Source organism: Streptomyces corynorhini (genome assembly GCF_003346515.1).
GTDB classification, from domain to species: domain Bacteria; phylum Actinomycetota; class Actinomycetes; order Streptomycetales; family Streptomycetaceae; genus Streptomyces; species Streptomyces corynorhini.
Genome location: NZ_QQNA01000293.1, coordinates 1 through 13,026 on the forward strand (window position 1 = coordinate 1; position 13,026 = coordinate 13,026).

At 71.0% G+C, this 13,026-nt stretch carries 13 protein-coding genes; 2 read left to right on the plus strand and 11 right to left on the minus strand.

What is annotated here, in order from left to right; genetic code table 11:
• From DVH02_RS29565 to DVH02_RS29580, 4 genes are all read right to left on the minus strand, one after another.
• Positions 1 to 123 (minus strand): AsnC family protein (locus tag DVH02_RS29565; RefSeq protein WP_147286156.1); only part of this gene is annotated, 123 nt, incomplete at its 3' end.
• Positions 124 to 332: 209 nt separating this feature from the next.
• On the minus strand, positions 333 to 548 hold the full coding sequence (locus DVH02_RS29570) for a ferredoxin (RefSeq protein WP_114626929.1): 216 nt from the start codon (positions 546 to 548) through the stop codon (positions 333 to 335).
• Positions 549 to 782: 234 nt separating this feature from the next.
• The gene (locus tag DVH02_RS29575; protein ID WP_114626930.1) at positions 783 to 1,160 is read right to left on the minus strand and encodes a toxin Doc; all 378 of its coding nucleotides are present in this window, start codon (positions 1,158 to 1,160) and stop codon (positions 783 to 785) included.
• Complete coding sequence (locus DVH02_RS29580; RefSeq protein ID WP_114626931.1) at positions 1,160 to 1,402, minus strand: hypothetical protein; 243 nt, start codon at positions 1,400 to 1,402, stop codon at positions 1,160 to 1,162. Before DVH02_RS29580 ends, DVH02_RS29575 begins: the two co-directional genes overlap by 1 nt.
• A 322-nt stretch (positions 1,403 to 1,724) precedes the next feature.
• Here DVH02_RS29580 and DVH02_RS29585 point away from each other — a divergent pair, with 322 nt between their 5' ends.
• Positions 1,725 to 2,387, plus strand: coding sequence for a ThuA domain-containing protein (locus DVH02_RS29585; RefSeq protein ID WP_114626932.1), 663 nt, complete (start codon positions 1,725 to 1,727; stop codon positions 2,385 to 2,387).
• Here DVH02_RS29585 and DVH02_RS29590 read toward each other — a convergent pair whose 3' ends face one another.
• From DVH02_RS29590 to DVH02_RS29620, 7 genes are all read right to left on the minus strand, one after another.
• Complete coding sequence (locus DVH02_RS29590; protein WP_114626933.1) at positions 2,388 to 3,329, minus strand: carbohydrate ABC transporter permease; 942 nt, start codon at positions 3,327 to 3,329, stop codon at positions 2,388 to 2,390.
• Positions 3,326 to 4,201: a carbohydrate ABC transporter permease gene (locus tag DVH02_RS29595; RefSeq protein ID WP_114626938.1), complete on the minus strand. Its 876-nt coding sequence runs from the start codon at positions 4,199 to 4,201 to the stop codon at positions 3,326 to 3,328. Before DVH02_RS29595 ends, DVH02_RS29590 begins: the two co-directional genes overlap by 4 nt.
• 60 nt (positions 4,202 to 4,261) lie before the next feature.
• Positions 4,262 to 5,584: an ABC transporter substrate-binding protein gene (locus DVH02_RS29600; RefSeq protein ID WP_158575952.1), complete on the minus strand. Its 1,323-nt coding sequence runs from the start codon at positions 5,582 to 5,584 to the stop codon at positions 4,262 to 4,264.
• Positions 5,585 to 5,860: 276 nt separating this feature from the next.
• Positions 5,861 to 6,919 carry a LacI family DNA-binding transcriptional regulator gene (locus DVH02_RS29605; protein WP_114626939.1) on the minus strand — a complete coding sequence of 353 codons (1,059 nt, stop codon included), beginning with the start codon at positions 6,917 to 6,919 and terminating at the stop codon, positions 5,861 to 5,863.
• A 43-nt stretch (positions 6,920 to 6,962) separates the two neighbouring features.
• Positions 6,963 to 9,149, minus strand: coding sequence for a glycoside hydrolase family 36 protein (locus tag DVH02_RS29610; protein WP_114626935.1), 2,187 nt, complete (start codon positions 9,147 to 9,149; stop codon positions 6,963 to 6,965).
• Positions 9,146 to 10,153 (minus strand): hydroxyacid dehydrogenase, encoded by a 1,008-nt coding sequence (locus DVH02_RS29615; protein WP_114626936.1) that lies wholly within the window; start codon positions 10,151 to 10,153, stop codon positions 9,146 to 9,148. The genes DVH02_RS29610 and DVH02_RS29615 overlap by 4 nt, the downstream gene beginning before the upstream one ends.
• 269 nt (positions 10,154 to 10,422) lie before the next feature.
• On the minus strand, positions 10,423 to 12,012 hold the full coding sequence (locus DVH02_RS29620; protein WP_114626937.1) for a glycoside hydrolase family 43 protein: 1,590 nt from the start codon (positions 12,010 to 12,012) through the stop codon (positions 10,423 to 10,425).
• A 288-nt stretch (positions 12,013 to 12,300) separates the two neighbouring features.
• Here DVH02_RS29620 and DVH02_RS29625 point away from each other — a divergent pair.
• Positions 12,301 to 13,026 (plus strand): sugar-binding domain-containing protein (locus DVH02_RS29625; protein ID WP_325051413.1); only part of this gene is annotated, 726 nt, incomplete at its 3' end.

Sequence of the window (13,026 nt, forward strand, 5' to 3'; positions counted from 1 at the left end):
CGCCTGGTAGCGGCGTTGCGCGGTGGTCTCGCTCGCGCCCACCCAGCGGGCGACGGCGCTCCACGGGGCACGGCCGTTGAGCTGGAGCGCCGCGATGACGCGGCGGTCCAGCTCGTCGATCATGCCCGCGTGGGCTCGGGTGGTCATGGGGCGCGACGGTAATCATCGCGTCGGCGCCCCGTCAACGAAGGAATCCTGCGCAGTCGCGGGGCGCGGCCGGGTTCTCCGGCGACGAACGGGTCACGGACCGGGAGAACCCGCAGATCCGGGCCGCCGCCCGGCACGGTGGCGGGGTGCCGGATCGCACCGCCCGGTTCGCGAATTTCCCCACGTCAGGGACGAGGCGCTATCTCCCGCTGCCCCTGGGTGACGGTGATCGCCATCGCCGGGCAGGAGTCTGCGGCGTCGAGTACGGCGGTGTGGGGCTCGACCTCCTCGGCGAGCGGCCGGGAGCGGCCGTCGTCCAGCGAGAAGTGCTCGGGCGCCATCGCGGCGCACAGCCCCGACGCCCCGCAGCGCAGCCCGTCCACATCGATACGCCAGCCCATCCCGTCACCACCCCCACCGGCGAGGCGCGCGGACCGCGGACGGTCCCGGTCCGCGGGGAGCCCCGCTCGCGACCGTCGGCGCGCGCCGCGCGCACCAGCCAGGTAGTCATCTGGTCGCACAGCGTAAAGGCATGGTCAAGAGATCGTCAACGGCGCGTCAACGGCGCGCTGTCGGCGCGCCCGGCGGGCTCCGGCGCGCGCCGCCCGGCACGGCCGCCGCCTCCCGGGGCCGGATCAGATGCGCCAGCCGCGGATCTGGTCCGCCGCCTGGTAGACGTTGGACTTGCCCGACTGGATGGCGCGCACCAGCTCGACCAGGGCGCCGTACGGCGGATCGATACCCTCGCCCGAGGCGTGCATGTACGCGGCGGCGACCTGGCAGGCGAAGAGGCTGTTGCGGTACGGCAGCGGCTCCAGCCGCACCAGGGTGTGGATGAGGGCGGCGGCTCGCCACGCCCCGTCGGGCTCGCTGGTGGCCGGACGCGGGATACGGGTCTTGTGCCGGGCCACGGCGGCGACGAGCGCGGAGTAGTCGGCGACGGACACGTCTTCCGGGACAGCCTGCTCCTGTACGTCCAGGAGCCAGGCCACGTCGATGTACAGCACGGGCATCAGGCGGCTTCCACCTGCCGCCTGCCGTGCGACGCGGGGGGCACCTCGTTGGCGAACGCCTCGTCGAACTCGCCCCGGTGCTGCTCGCCCCAGGTGACCGCGTAGCGGACGAACTGGATCCGCTGCTGCTCACGCAGGGGCAGATCGTGGACGTACTGCTTGAGCGACTTGCCCTCGGCGGCCGCCGCGGCCCGAACCGCTTCCAGCTCGTCCTCGGTGAAACTGATGTTGAGTGATGGCATAGCCGTACGGTACCTAATAGGTACCGCGCCAGGGAAGCGGGGGCGTCGGGCCCCCGCTTCCCTGGCGGGCCTCACGCCCCGCGGACATCCTCCGGACGCTCCGCGGCCGGGCGGGGAGCCCGCCCCAGCCGGGTCCCTCCGGATAGACATCGATTTCTGTCCGGTCTTTCGCCAGTCCATGACGATCCGGCCTTGGCAGGGACGACTCCTATAGGGAACGATGTCTACTCGACCGCGCGGACCGGCGACGGCCCGGCGGTTCGCGGCAGGCGCGGGCGCCGCGCGCCCCGGACCCGCCCGCCACCGCACTCCTGGAGAGCCCATGTCGCCCCGGCCACCCCGCCTGGTGCTGTACACCCGCACCACCGCCTACCGTCACGAGTCGATCCCGGCAGGCGTCGAGGCCGTCGAGCGGCTCGCGGCCGAGGAGGAGTTCGCGGCCCTCGCCACCGAGGACCCGGCGGCGCTGGAACACGCGCTCGGGAGCTGCGCGGTCGTGGTGTTCCTCTCCACGAGCGGCGAGGTGCTCACCCCCGGGGCGCGCGCCGCGCTGCGGGCCCACATGGCGGGCGGCGGCGGCTTCGTCGGCATCCACGCGGCGGCGTGCACGGAGTACGACTGGCCGTACTACGGGGAGCTGCTCGGCGCGCGCTTCGCCCGCCACCCCGCGCTCCAGCCGGGCACGGTGACGGTGACCGACCGCGCCCATCCGGCCACCCGTCATCTGGACGCCCGGTGGCACTTCACCGACGAGTGGTACGACTTCCGCGCCGCCCCCGAGGGGGTGCGGGTGCTGGCCGGCGCCGACGAGTCGTCGTACGACGGCGGCGGCATGGGGCCCGCCCATCCGCTCGTGTGGTGTCACGAGCGGATGGGCGGCCCGGTGTTCTACACCGCGCTCGGCCACACGGCGGAGTCCTTCGCCGACCCGGCCTTCCTGGCCCATCTGCGCGGCGGGATCCGCTATGCCGCCGGGCGCGGGTGACTACTTGAGGCTGCCGAGCGTCACCCCGGAGCGCCAGTAGCGCTGCATCGACAGCATCAGGATCACCATGGGGACGAGGGAGACGATGGAGCCGACCACCACGAGCCCCGTCAGGTCGACGGAGCTGTCGACCTTCACCTTCAGCCAGGAGTAGAGGCCGAGCATCACGGTCCACTTCTCACTGCTGCGCAGATAGACGAGCGGTCCGAAGAAGTTGTTCCAGGCTCCGACGAAGCCCAGCAGGAAGATGGTGGCCGCGCCCGTCGACATGAGCCGGGCGCCGATCTGGAAGAAGATCCGGTACTCCCCCGCGCCGTCGATGCGCGCCGCCTCCAGCAGCTCCGGCGGGATGGCGCCCTCCGCGTACACCTTCGCCAGATAGACGGAGAAGGCGTTGAAGAAGCCCGGCACGATGATGGCCCACGGTGTGTCGACCATCCGCAGGTCCGTGTAGAGCAGGAAGGACGGGATGGTGAGCAGGGCCCCGGGGATCAGGAACGAGCCGATGATGCAGCCCATCAGGACGGAGCGGCCCCGGAACTCGTACATGGCCAGCCCGTAGCCGCAGGCGACGCAGATCACGGTCATGCCGATGGTGCCGGCGAAGCCGTAGAAGAGTGTGTTTCCCATCCACCTCAGGAAGATGCCGTCCTGGTAGGTGAACAGGTCCCGCAGGTTGTCCCGGAGGTGGAACTCGGAGAACCACAGCCCGTTGGTGGTGTAGAGGTCACGCTGCCCCTTGGTCGCGGCGACCAGCAGCCACCACACCGGGGCCAGCGAGTAGAGGGTGAACAGCGCGAGGCCGACCAGGACCAGTGTCCTGGTCCGCGCGGTGTGCCGGACGGCGCCCCCGGTGGTGCGGCGGCGTGCCACCGGGGGTTTCCCGCCGGGCGCGACCGGACCGGCCGCAGGTCCTGGTGCCTGGTCCATCGTCGTCGTCATGAGGTGGGCGCCTTGTTCGTGAGCCGGTAGAAGAGGGCGGAGGCGATGCCTACGACGAGCGCGAGGATGATCGACAGCGCGGCGGCGTAGTTGAAGTCGCCCTGGGCGAAGGCCCAGTCGTAGATGGCCATGATCGGGGTGAAGTCCCGGGTGACCGTCTCGGGGGTCATCGAGCGGAAGAGCATCGGGTCGCTGAAGATCTGCAGCGACCCGATGACGCTGAGCACCGTGGTGAGCACCAGCGACCGGCGGACCAGCGGCACCTTGATCGACCAGGCCATGCGCCACTCGGAGGCGCCGTCCACACGCGCGCTGTCGAACAGTTCCCTGGGTACGGACTGCAGGGACGCGTAGAGGATGAGCATGTTGAAGCCGATCGAGCTCCACGCGACGAGATTGCCGATCGAGACCCAGATCATCCCGCCGCTGTAGAAGTTCGCGTCGATGCCGAAGAATCCGAGGATCGGGGTGAGCGGTCCGACGACGGGACTGTAGAGGTAGATCCAGATGAGGGTGGCGACGATCCCGGGGATCATGTACGGGACGAGGAGCGCGATCCGGAAGCGGCCGGCGGTACGGGACCTGGCCATGTCCATCAGCAGGGCCATGCCCAGGCTGGTGAGCTGGATCAGCGGGATGCTGATCGCGGCGAACAGCGCGACGCGGCCCATCGCCGACCAGAACTTGGCGTCCTCGAAGCCCCGGACGAAGTTGTCCGGACCGGTGAACTCGACGGTCTTGGCGCCGAACCCGAGCCCGGAGCCCTGCTCGGTGTAGAGGCTCTCCTTCAGCGCGATCACCACAGGGACCACGGTGAAGAGCAGGAACCCGAGGAAGAAGGGGAAGGTGAAGGAGGCGCCCTTGAATGCCATCACACGCCGCCAGGTGACGCGGCCGGTGTGCGGTGGCGCTGGTGTGTCCACGGCCATCGCTCAGCCCTCGACGTTGATGTTCTTCGACTTGAGGTCGTCGACGGTGAACTTCTGCATGTGTGCCAGCGCCTGACGCATGGTCATCTTCCTGGTGACCACCTTGGCCCACTGGTCCTGGAGTTCGGCGAAGACACCGGTGTAGTTGGGGCCGACCACCCAGGTGTCCTTGGCGCCCTCGACCGCCTTGAGAATGACCTTCCTGGCCTCACCCTTGCGGTCTCCGAAGAGCTTGTCGGGGACGGCCGAGTCGACCCAGGGGCTGGGGTCCGGGATCGCGCCCGGCCAGTTGTACTGCTTGATGTCCTTCTGGTAGCTGGCGTCGATGCCCTCCTTGGTCGTGTTCATCCACACCGCGGCCTCCACGGCCTCCTTCGGGTGCGCGCAGCCCTTCGGCACGAGCAGCCCGGTGCCGTGGGCGGGGGCGGTGAAGGAGGGGGCGTCCTTGAACTGCGGAAGGTCGATGGGCTCCCAGTCGCCCAGCGACTTCTTGTAGTTCAGCTCGTAGTTGCCGAGCTGCCACACCTGGGTGGGGAGCGAGACCATCTTGCCGGAGTCGAAGTAGTTGATCAGGGCGGGGCGGTCCATATAGGTCTGGTTCGCCACCAGGCCGTTGTCGACGAGCCGCTGGACGACGTCGGCGGCCTTCAGCGACTCCGGGGAGAGGAAGTCGACCTTCCACGTGTCCCCCTCGGTCGCGAACCAGCTGCCGCCCGCCTGCTGGACGAGGTTCTCCAGCGTCGAGGGGTCCTCGCCCGCCAGGTTCATCACGTGGATGCCGTGCTTCTTCAGTTTCTTGCCGGCCTCGATCAGATCGTCCCAGGTCCGGGGAACGGCGATGCCGTACTGGTCGTAGATCTTGCGGTTGATCACCATGAAGCTCGGCTGGTACCCGATCGGCACGCTGTAGTACCGGCCGCCGGCCTGTGCGCCCAGCAGCGACGCCTCGTTGAAGACGCCCTTCCTCACATACGGCTCGACCTCGTCGCCGACATCGGAGAGCAGCCCCTCACCGACCAGTCCTGGGACCTGTCCGAAGTTCTTCACCAGACAGGGCACCCCCTTGCCCGAGGCCACCACATTGCGCAGGTTGGCCGCCGTACCCGGGTTGTCGGCCTGCTTGACGACCTTCACGCGGATGGTGTCGTGGGTGGCGTTGAACTTGTCCGCGACGGGCTGGACGGTCTTGGGCTCGTCCCAGGTCCAGTAGGTGACGGTGACGGGTCCCTTGGCCGCGGTGTCGCCGCCGTCCCCACCCCCGCAGCCGGTCAGGACGACGGAAAGCACCACGGCGGTCGCGGCAGTCACTCGGAAGTGTGTGCGCATGACACTGCTCCTCGGGGGTTCGGGCATGGAAGAGGAAGCCGACTTCGAGATCAGCTGCGCGACTCATAGAAATCGGTCTCTACGGAAGCTAAGCGCAGACCAGCCGATGGGCAAGGTGTCAGGCAGGTAAATCTTCCGATTCCTGGCCGTATTCACGCTCCACCAGGGATCAAATGGTCCGGAACGGAGGGCGCGATGCGCGGATATGACAGGAGCACGGTTAGAAATCGATCTCTAACCGTGCTCCGAGCTATGGGTGCTGGTGGTGCCGCGGCGTCAGCGTCCCGGCCGCCGTGTCGAGCCGCGGACGACGATGTGGGTGCCCAGCATCTGGTGCTGGGCGTCGGGGAGTTCCTCCCGGTGCAGCGCCAGCCGTACGGCGGTGCGGCCCAGCTCTTCGTGCGGGATGGAGACGGTGGTCAGGGCGGGGTGCAGATCGATCGCGACCGGGATGTCGTCGTAGCCGACCACCGACACGTCCTCCGGCACCCGCACACCACCCTCCCGCAGCGCCTGGAGCACGCCCGCGGCCACCATGTCGGTGGCGGCGAAGACGGCGTCGAACTCGGCCCCGGAGGCCACCAGCCGGGCCGCCGCGCGGTAGCCGAACGAGCGGGTGAACTCGCCCTCGACGATCAGCTCGGGATCCGCCTCGAAGCCCAGCGTCTCGTGGGCCCGCAGGAAACCGTCGATCCGCTGACCACTGGTGGACAGCCCCGGGACCTTGCCGACGAACGCGATCCTGCGGTGCCCCAGGCTCAGCAGATGGGTCGTCATCGCGAACGCCCCGTTCTCGTTGTCGTACTCGACGACGGTGGCGGGCACCCCCTCGCCCAGCGGCGGCCGGCCCACCAGCACCAGCCGCGACCCCGCCCGGTCCAGGGCGTGCGCGAAGTGTGTCATGCGTTCCTGGTACTCCCGGTCCTCCCAGGCGCCGCCGACCACGATCACCGCGTCGGCGCGCTGTTCGCGCATCAGCTCCACGACCGCCAGCACCCGCTGCGGATCGCCGTGTGTCGTGCAGAGCATGCACAACCGCCCCTCGGCGGAAGCCTGTTCCTCGACACCGCGCGCGATGTGCGCGTAGAAGGGCCCGGTGACGTCGTCGACGACGAACGCCACGCTCTTGTTGGTCGAACCGCCCAGCGCCCGCGCGTGGGCGTTGACGACGTAGTCCAGCTCGCGCATGGCCCGCAGCACTCTGGTGCGGGTGGCGGTGGCCACCGGATAGGTGCCCCCCAGCACCCGCGAGACCGTCGACGCGGACACCCCGGCACGCTTGGCGACGTCCCTGACCGTCGAAGCGTCCTTGCCGGACGAACCCGTCGGTTTCATGTCCACGTGTGCTGTCCCCTTCACCCTGCGGTCTGCGATGCGCTCACGATAGTGGAGACGCGGCGCGCGGGAGCCGCAGGAGTCGGGCGGCGGGGGCGGCGGGCAGTTCGACACGCAACAGGCCCGCCTCCCGGTCCAGCACGGCCCGGCCGGGGCCCGCCGCGGGGAACACCGGGAGGACCTCGGTCGTGCCCGGCGGTACGGGGATCTCGCGGACCGGGTCGAGGCCGCCCCTGCGCCAGAGCGCGAGCAGCGTCTGCCCGCCGGTGTCCAGCGCGAGCGCCAGCCAGTCGTCGCGCCAGCCGGGCAGGCCCAGCGGCCAGGACGCCACGGCCTGCGCGAGCGACCGCCGGAAGCCGCCGTACGCGGTGATCGCCTCGGTGACCAGGGCGAGTTGGCGCGGCGCGAGCAGATCGAGCCGGCCGCTGAGATGGACGCGGCCCAGCAGCGCCGAGACCATGGTGAAGGCGATCTCCTCGTCGCTCTGCCCGGCGTACGGGTAGGCCCAGACGGCGCCCTGTTCCGGGGGTACGGCGACGGGGGCCGCGGCGGCGACCGCGGCGATCAGCGACTCGTCCTGCTGGTCGCTGAGCGACTGCACCGGCACGTGCGCGAGCGTGGCGTGGTCGATGCGCATGCCGCCCGCCGCGCATCCCTCCAGGACCAGACCGGGGTGACGCTCGTGCACGCCGTCGAGCCAGCGCAGATAGGCACGGTTGTGTTCCAGCAGTCCGTGCCCCGGGCCGTGCGGGCCGCTGTCCGTACCGGCGCCGATGTCGATGTTGTAGTCGAGCTTGAGATAGCCGAGGCCGAACTCGCCGACCAGCCGGTCCACGGTCTCGTCCAGATGGGCGACGGCGGCGGGGTGGCGCAGATCGAGCTGGTGGCGGCCCCATTCGGTGATGCGCCGCCCCCGTCGGCGGAAGAACGCCTCGTCGGGCAGGGCCGCCGCCAGCGGGCTGCGCACGCCGACGACTTCGGGCTCCAGCCACAGCCCGGGGACCATCCCCGCCGCCCTGATGGCGTCGGTGACCTCGGCGAGCCCGCCGGGGAACCGGGAGGGCGCGGGTTCCCAGGCTCCGACGGAGTCCCACCAGCCGGGCACACCGCCCGGTCCCTCCCCCGCGCGTTCGTCGTCGTACCAGCCCGCGTCGACGCAGAAGTACTCGCAGCCGGTGGCGGCCGCGGCCCGCACCAGCGGCAGCAGCTTGTCGGTGGTGGGGTCTCCCATCAGGCAGTTCATGAAGTCGTTGAAGACCACGGGCAGGGCGGTGTTGTCCGGGTGCGGGCGGCGGGCCGCGCGCCGGTGGCCGGTGAGGGCGGCGACCGCCGCGTCCCGGTCAGGGGCGAGCGCCAGGGTGACGGGGACGGTGGCGAAGCTCTCGCCAGGAGCGAGCCGTACGGACCAGTGGTGTTCGCGTTCACCGGGGCCCGACAGGAGCAGATAGATCTCGTCGAACCGGTCGGCGACCTCCGCGTGCCACGAACCGTTGTGTTCGATCTGCCAGGCGAGCACGGCGTCGGGGCCCTCCAGCCAGCCCATGGGCAGTTGCTCCGAGGAGGACCACGAGCCGGTGCTGGTGAGCGCGACCCGGTTCTTGGAGCCCGTCTGGCCGAAGCGGGTCATGCCGGTGTCGAGCAGCCCGGCGGCGCCGAGCGGAACGCCCTTCCAGCGGAATTCTCCGCTCCACGGGTTGTCCGCCGTCCAGATCCTGACGTCACGCTCCCAGCGTCCCGGGGCGCCGAGCAGCCCGGCGACGCCCGCCAGGACGAAGGAGGACACGTTCTCCACCTCGGCCGTCCGCTCGCCCGCCGTCAGTTCGGTCCAGGTGTGGACGACGGGCAGGTCACCGGTGCGCCGGAAGTGGGTGGTGGCGCGCAGCCCGCTCTCGGGGTCGTGGGTCCTGACGGTCAGCCGGTCGGGGTGCGCGTCGTGGCCCGCGTACCGCAGCCGCCGGGAGACCGCGCCGTCGACATGGCGCTTGCCGGAGGTGCCGCTGCGGCCGTGCCCGGCCAGCTCGACCTCCACGAGCGGCAGTGCCGCGCGCCCGGGGGCGTCGTTGACGGCGAGGCGCGCGACGCCGTCGGGGCCGGTGGCCAGACACAGGGTGAGGGCCCGGGGACCCCAGCGCACGATCCCGGTACCGGCGTCGGTCACGGTCTCGGCGGCGCCGCGGGTCCCGGCGTCGCCGCGGGTCCCGGCCCTGGCAGGAGGCGTGGGCACGGTCATGCGGCGCGCTCCAGTTCGGCCCGCTCGATGCGGTGGGACAGCGGCAGGCCGCGCAGCAGCCGTTCCAGCTCCTCCACGGCGCACAGGCCGAGGCGGTGCAGTTCGTTGCCCTGCGAGCCCGCTATGTGCGGGGTGAGGAAGGCGTTGGGGAGGTCGAAGAGCGCGGAGTCCGGGTCGAGCGGCTCCGGGTCGGTCACATCGAGTACGGCGCTGATCCGTCCCGTCCGCAGCTCCTCGACGAGCGCCGGGGTGTCGACCAGGCTGCCCCGGGCGGTGTTGATGAGCACCGCGTCGTCGGGCATCAGGGCGAGTTCGCGGCGGCCGATGAGCCGGTCGGTCTCCGCCGTGGCCGGGGCGTGCACGGTGACGATGTCGCTGGTGCGCATCAGCTCCGCCAGCCCCACCAGGGTGACCCCCAGCTCGGCGGCGCCCGCCGCGTCCACGTACGGGTCGGCCAGCGCCACCCGGAAGTCGAAGGGGCGCAGCAGCTCGATGACCCGGCGGCCGATCCGGGAGGCGCCGACGACGCCGATCCGGCGGCCGAAGTTGCCGATGCCGGGGATGACCTCGGCGAGGGTGAAGGTACGGGCGTCGCGGTAGCGGTCGCGGGCGGCGAAGAGGTCCTTGCCCGCCAGCAGGATCATGCCGAGGGTGTACTCGGCGACGGGCAGCGCGTTGGCGTCGGCCGCCGAGGAGACGATCAGGCCCCGGTCCCAGCAGCCGGGCGTGATCAGGCCCTTGACCGAGCCCGCGGTGTGCAGCACGGCCCGCAGCTTGGGCGCCGCCTCCAGCACGGCGGCGTCGAGGGGCGGACAGCCCCAGCCGGTGATGAGGATCTCGGCCTCGCCGAGGGCCCGGCGGACCCGGGGATCCCGGAAGTCCTCGGCCACCAGCGTGGGATCGATGTCGACCGAGGCTCGGAGCCTGGCCAGGACACCGGACGGAAGGAGCTTCGGCGGATTCTCCGCACTCATGGCGAACAACGCCAGGGGACGCTCGGGCAAGGGAAGTGGCCTCCGGCTCGGATATACGATAGCAACCGATCTCTACGCTAAGCACCTGGGCAGAGAGGGTCAATGGTGTCGCGCAGCGGAAACGCGCTGTGGGAAGGGCCCCACGCCGCTCATGGGATGCCATGAGCGACCGCCACCCAGCAGAGATCGGTTTCCCCCAGGGGTCGGCGGAGAGGGGTCGGTCAAGAGGGACGGATGGGTTCGGGACGGGCGCGCGGGACAGGCGCGCGGGGCGGTGGGTCCGGGGCGCGGGCCGGAACTCAGAGACCGGTCAGCTCGAACCAGTCGAAGTCCGCGACGGCCCGGGTGCCGCCGAGGTCCTGGGCGCACACCCCGACGAACGCCCCGGTGAAGCGGAGCCGGTCGCCGTAGTCGTCCGACAGTTTGGTCGCGTCGAGGACGGGGCCGATCCGCAGCCAGTCCGTACCGTCGGGAGAGGCGCTGAAGCGCAGCTCCGCGCCGTCGAAGTCGGCCCGCAGCAGCACCGCGGGCCAGTCCTCGATGCCGACCGCGCAGTCGGCGGGTTCCGTGTGGACGCCGTCGTCGGTGATGCTGAGGCCCAGGACCCGGCCGCGGCCCTCCTCGTGGGTGACGCGCAGGTAGTAGTGGGTGGTGGTGTCGTACCAGCAGATCAACCCGGCCATCTGGGAGAAGCGCTCGGGCCGGAACTCCAGCGCGGTGGTGGCCCGGCAGTGGACGGAGGTCAGCCGCCGGGCCACCAGACTCTGGCTGTGGCGCGAGTGCGGGCTCTGCCGCCCGCGCAGCCGCAGCCGGCCGGGCCGTTCGGTCAGGCTGAGCCAGGACGGGTCGGCCGGGACCCGCAGGGTGCTCCAGCCGGGGCCGAGCGCCGACGCCTCGAAGTCGTCGCGGTCCGGAGCGCGGAGCGCGGCCATGACCGGCGCCGAGCGCGGCGCGGGGACCGTCAGGCGCGGCTTGTTGTCGCCGTGGGCGAGCCGCAGCCAGCCGTCCGCGGTCCACTCGACGCGCTGCAGGCAGCTCTCCCGGCCGAGGACGCAGCGCGGCCCCTCGGGGGTGGCGACCGGCCGGGACGCGAGATGGACGAGGTACCACTCGCCGTCCGGGGTGTCGACGAGTTCGCCGTGCCCGGCCTTCTGCAGCGGTGCGCCGGGGTCGTCGCGGGTGGTCAGCAGCGACCCGGCGGGATCGAGTGCGTACGGTCCGGTCAGCGAGCGGGAGCGGGCCATCCGGATGCCGTGGTTCCAGCCGGTGCCGCCCTCGGCGAGCATCAGGTAGTACCAGCCGTCGCGGCGGTAGAGGTTGGGGCCTTCGATGAGTTCGTCGTGGCGCAGGATGTTGGTGATCCCGCCGACGAGCGCACGGGCCTCGGGGTCGTACTCCTGGAGCACGATGCCGCCGAAGGACGGCCGGTCGGGCCGGTGGTCCCACTGGAGGTTGACCAGCCAGGTGCGGCCGTCGTCGTCGTGGAAGAGGGAGGGGTCGAATCCGGAGGAGTTGAGGAAGACGGGCTCCGACCAGGGCCCTTCGATCGCGTCGGCGGTGATCAGGTAGTTGTCGACGTCCTTGTACGGGGAGCCGACGGTCCTGACGATGCTGTAGATCAGCCAGAACCGCCCGTCGTGGAAGGAGAGCGAGGGCGCCCAGACGCCACCGGAGTCCGGCGTCCCGCGCAGGTCGAGTGTCCCGGCGCGGTCCAGGAGATGTCCGGCGTGCTCCCAGTCGACCAGATCGGTGGAGCGGTGCACCGGGACCCCGGGGAACCATTCGAAGGTGGAGGTGGCGATGTAGTACTGCGCTCCCACGCGCACGATGCTGGGGTCCGGGTGGAAGCCGGGCAGCACGGGGTTGTGCAGATGACGCTCCGAGGTCATACCGGTCCTTTTCTGTCCGGGCGCCCGCTCGCACGGATCGGGGCCACCGCTTGCCCCCCAATCTAGAAACCGATTGCTATGACGGTCAACGGTCCGGCGCGCATTGAGCAACCGGTTTCTATCTGGAGCGTGATCACAGCGCCGCCCGCCGTCGGGAAGATCGAATAATCCCTGCCCAGGGGGGCGACTTGGTCGGACGCTTCGCCTAGTCTGCATGGAAAACGTCACCTGTTCGGCCGTGTTCCACCGTGGTCCGGCCGTGCCCGCCCCCGAAGGGATACCCCATCCGTGCCCAGCGACCGTTTCGACCACGCCTCCCTCGACTACGTCGAAAGCCGCGCGCCCGGGCAGGGGCGGCTCGCCCCGCGGGCCCGGTACACGTCGGATGCCATCGCCCTGGACCTGGACGGCGCGTGGCGCTTGCGGCTCGCGCCCTCCCGGCACGCTCTCACGCCCGGCTTCGAGGCGCCCGGACTCGACGACACCGGGTGGGAGCTGATCGACGTACCGTCGAGCTGGCAGATGGCCGACGTGGCCGACGCCCCGCGCTTCGGCGCCCCCGCCTACACCAACCAGATCTTCCCCTTCCCGGTCGACCCGCCACGCGTCCCCGACGCCAACCCGACCGGTGAGTACCGCCGCGAGTTCGCCCTGCCGCGGGAGTGGCCGGAGACGGGGAGCGCCGTGCTGCGCTTCGAGGGTGTCGACTCGGCCTTCGCCGTCTTCCTCAACGGCGTCGCGCTCGGCAACGGCAAGGGCAGCAGGCTGCCCACCGAGTTCGACGCCACCGGGGCGTTGCGGCCCGGCCGCAACGTCCTGGCCGTCCGGGTGCACCAGTGGTCGGCGGGCAGTTATCTGGAGGACCAGGACATGTGGTGGATGTCCGGGATCTTCCGCTCCGTCGCCCTGCTGCACCGGCCGCTCGACGGCGTGGGCGACGTCTTCGTCCACGCCGACTACGACCACACGCGCGGCGAGGGTGTCCTGCGGGTGGACGCCGAGGCGACCGGCCGG

Bases quoted from the DNA above. Each gene is read 5' to 3' on its own strand.
- DVH02_RS29570 (WP_114626929.1), bottom strand. From the start codon at position 548: ATGGGCTGGCGTATCGATGTGGACGGGCTGCGCTGCGGGGCGTCGGGG.
- DVH02_RS29575 (WP_114626930.1), bottom strand. From the start codon at position 1,160: ATGCCCGTGCTGTACATCGACGTGGCCTGGCTCCTGGACGTACAGGAG.
- DVH02_RS29580 (WP_114626931.1), bottom strand. From the start codon at position 1,402: ATGCCATCACTCAACATCAGTTTCACCGAGGACGAGCTGGAAGCGGTT.
- DVH02_RS29585 (WP_114626932.1), top strand. From the start codon at position 1,725: ATGTCGCCCCGGCCACCCCGCCTGGTGCTGTACACCCGCACCACCGCC.
- DVH02_RS29590 (WP_114626933.1), bottom strand. From the start codon at position 3,329: ATGACGACGACGATGGACCAGGCACCAGGACCTGCGGCCGGTCCGGTC.
- DVH02_RS29595 (WP_114626938.1), bottom strand. From the start codon at position 4,201: ATGGCATTCAAGGGCGCCTCCTTCACCTTCCCCTTCTTCCTCGGGTTC.
- DVH02_RS29600 (WP_158575952.1), bottom strand. From the start codon at position 5,584: ATGCGCACACACTTCCGAGTGACTGCCGCGACCGCCGTGGTGCTTTCC.
- DVH02_RS29605 (WP_114626939.1), bottom strand. From the start codon at position 6,919: ATGAAACCGACGGGTTCGTCCGGCAAGGACGCTTCGACGGTCAGGGAC.
- DVH02_RS29610 (WP_114626935.1), bottom strand. From the start codon at position 9,149: ATGACCGTGCCCACGCCTCCTGCCAGGGCCGGGACCCGCGGCGACGCC.
- DVH02_RS29620 (WP_114626937.1), bottom strand. From the start codon at position 12,012: ATGACCTCGGAGCGTCATCTGCACAACCCCGTGCTGCCCGGCTTCCAC.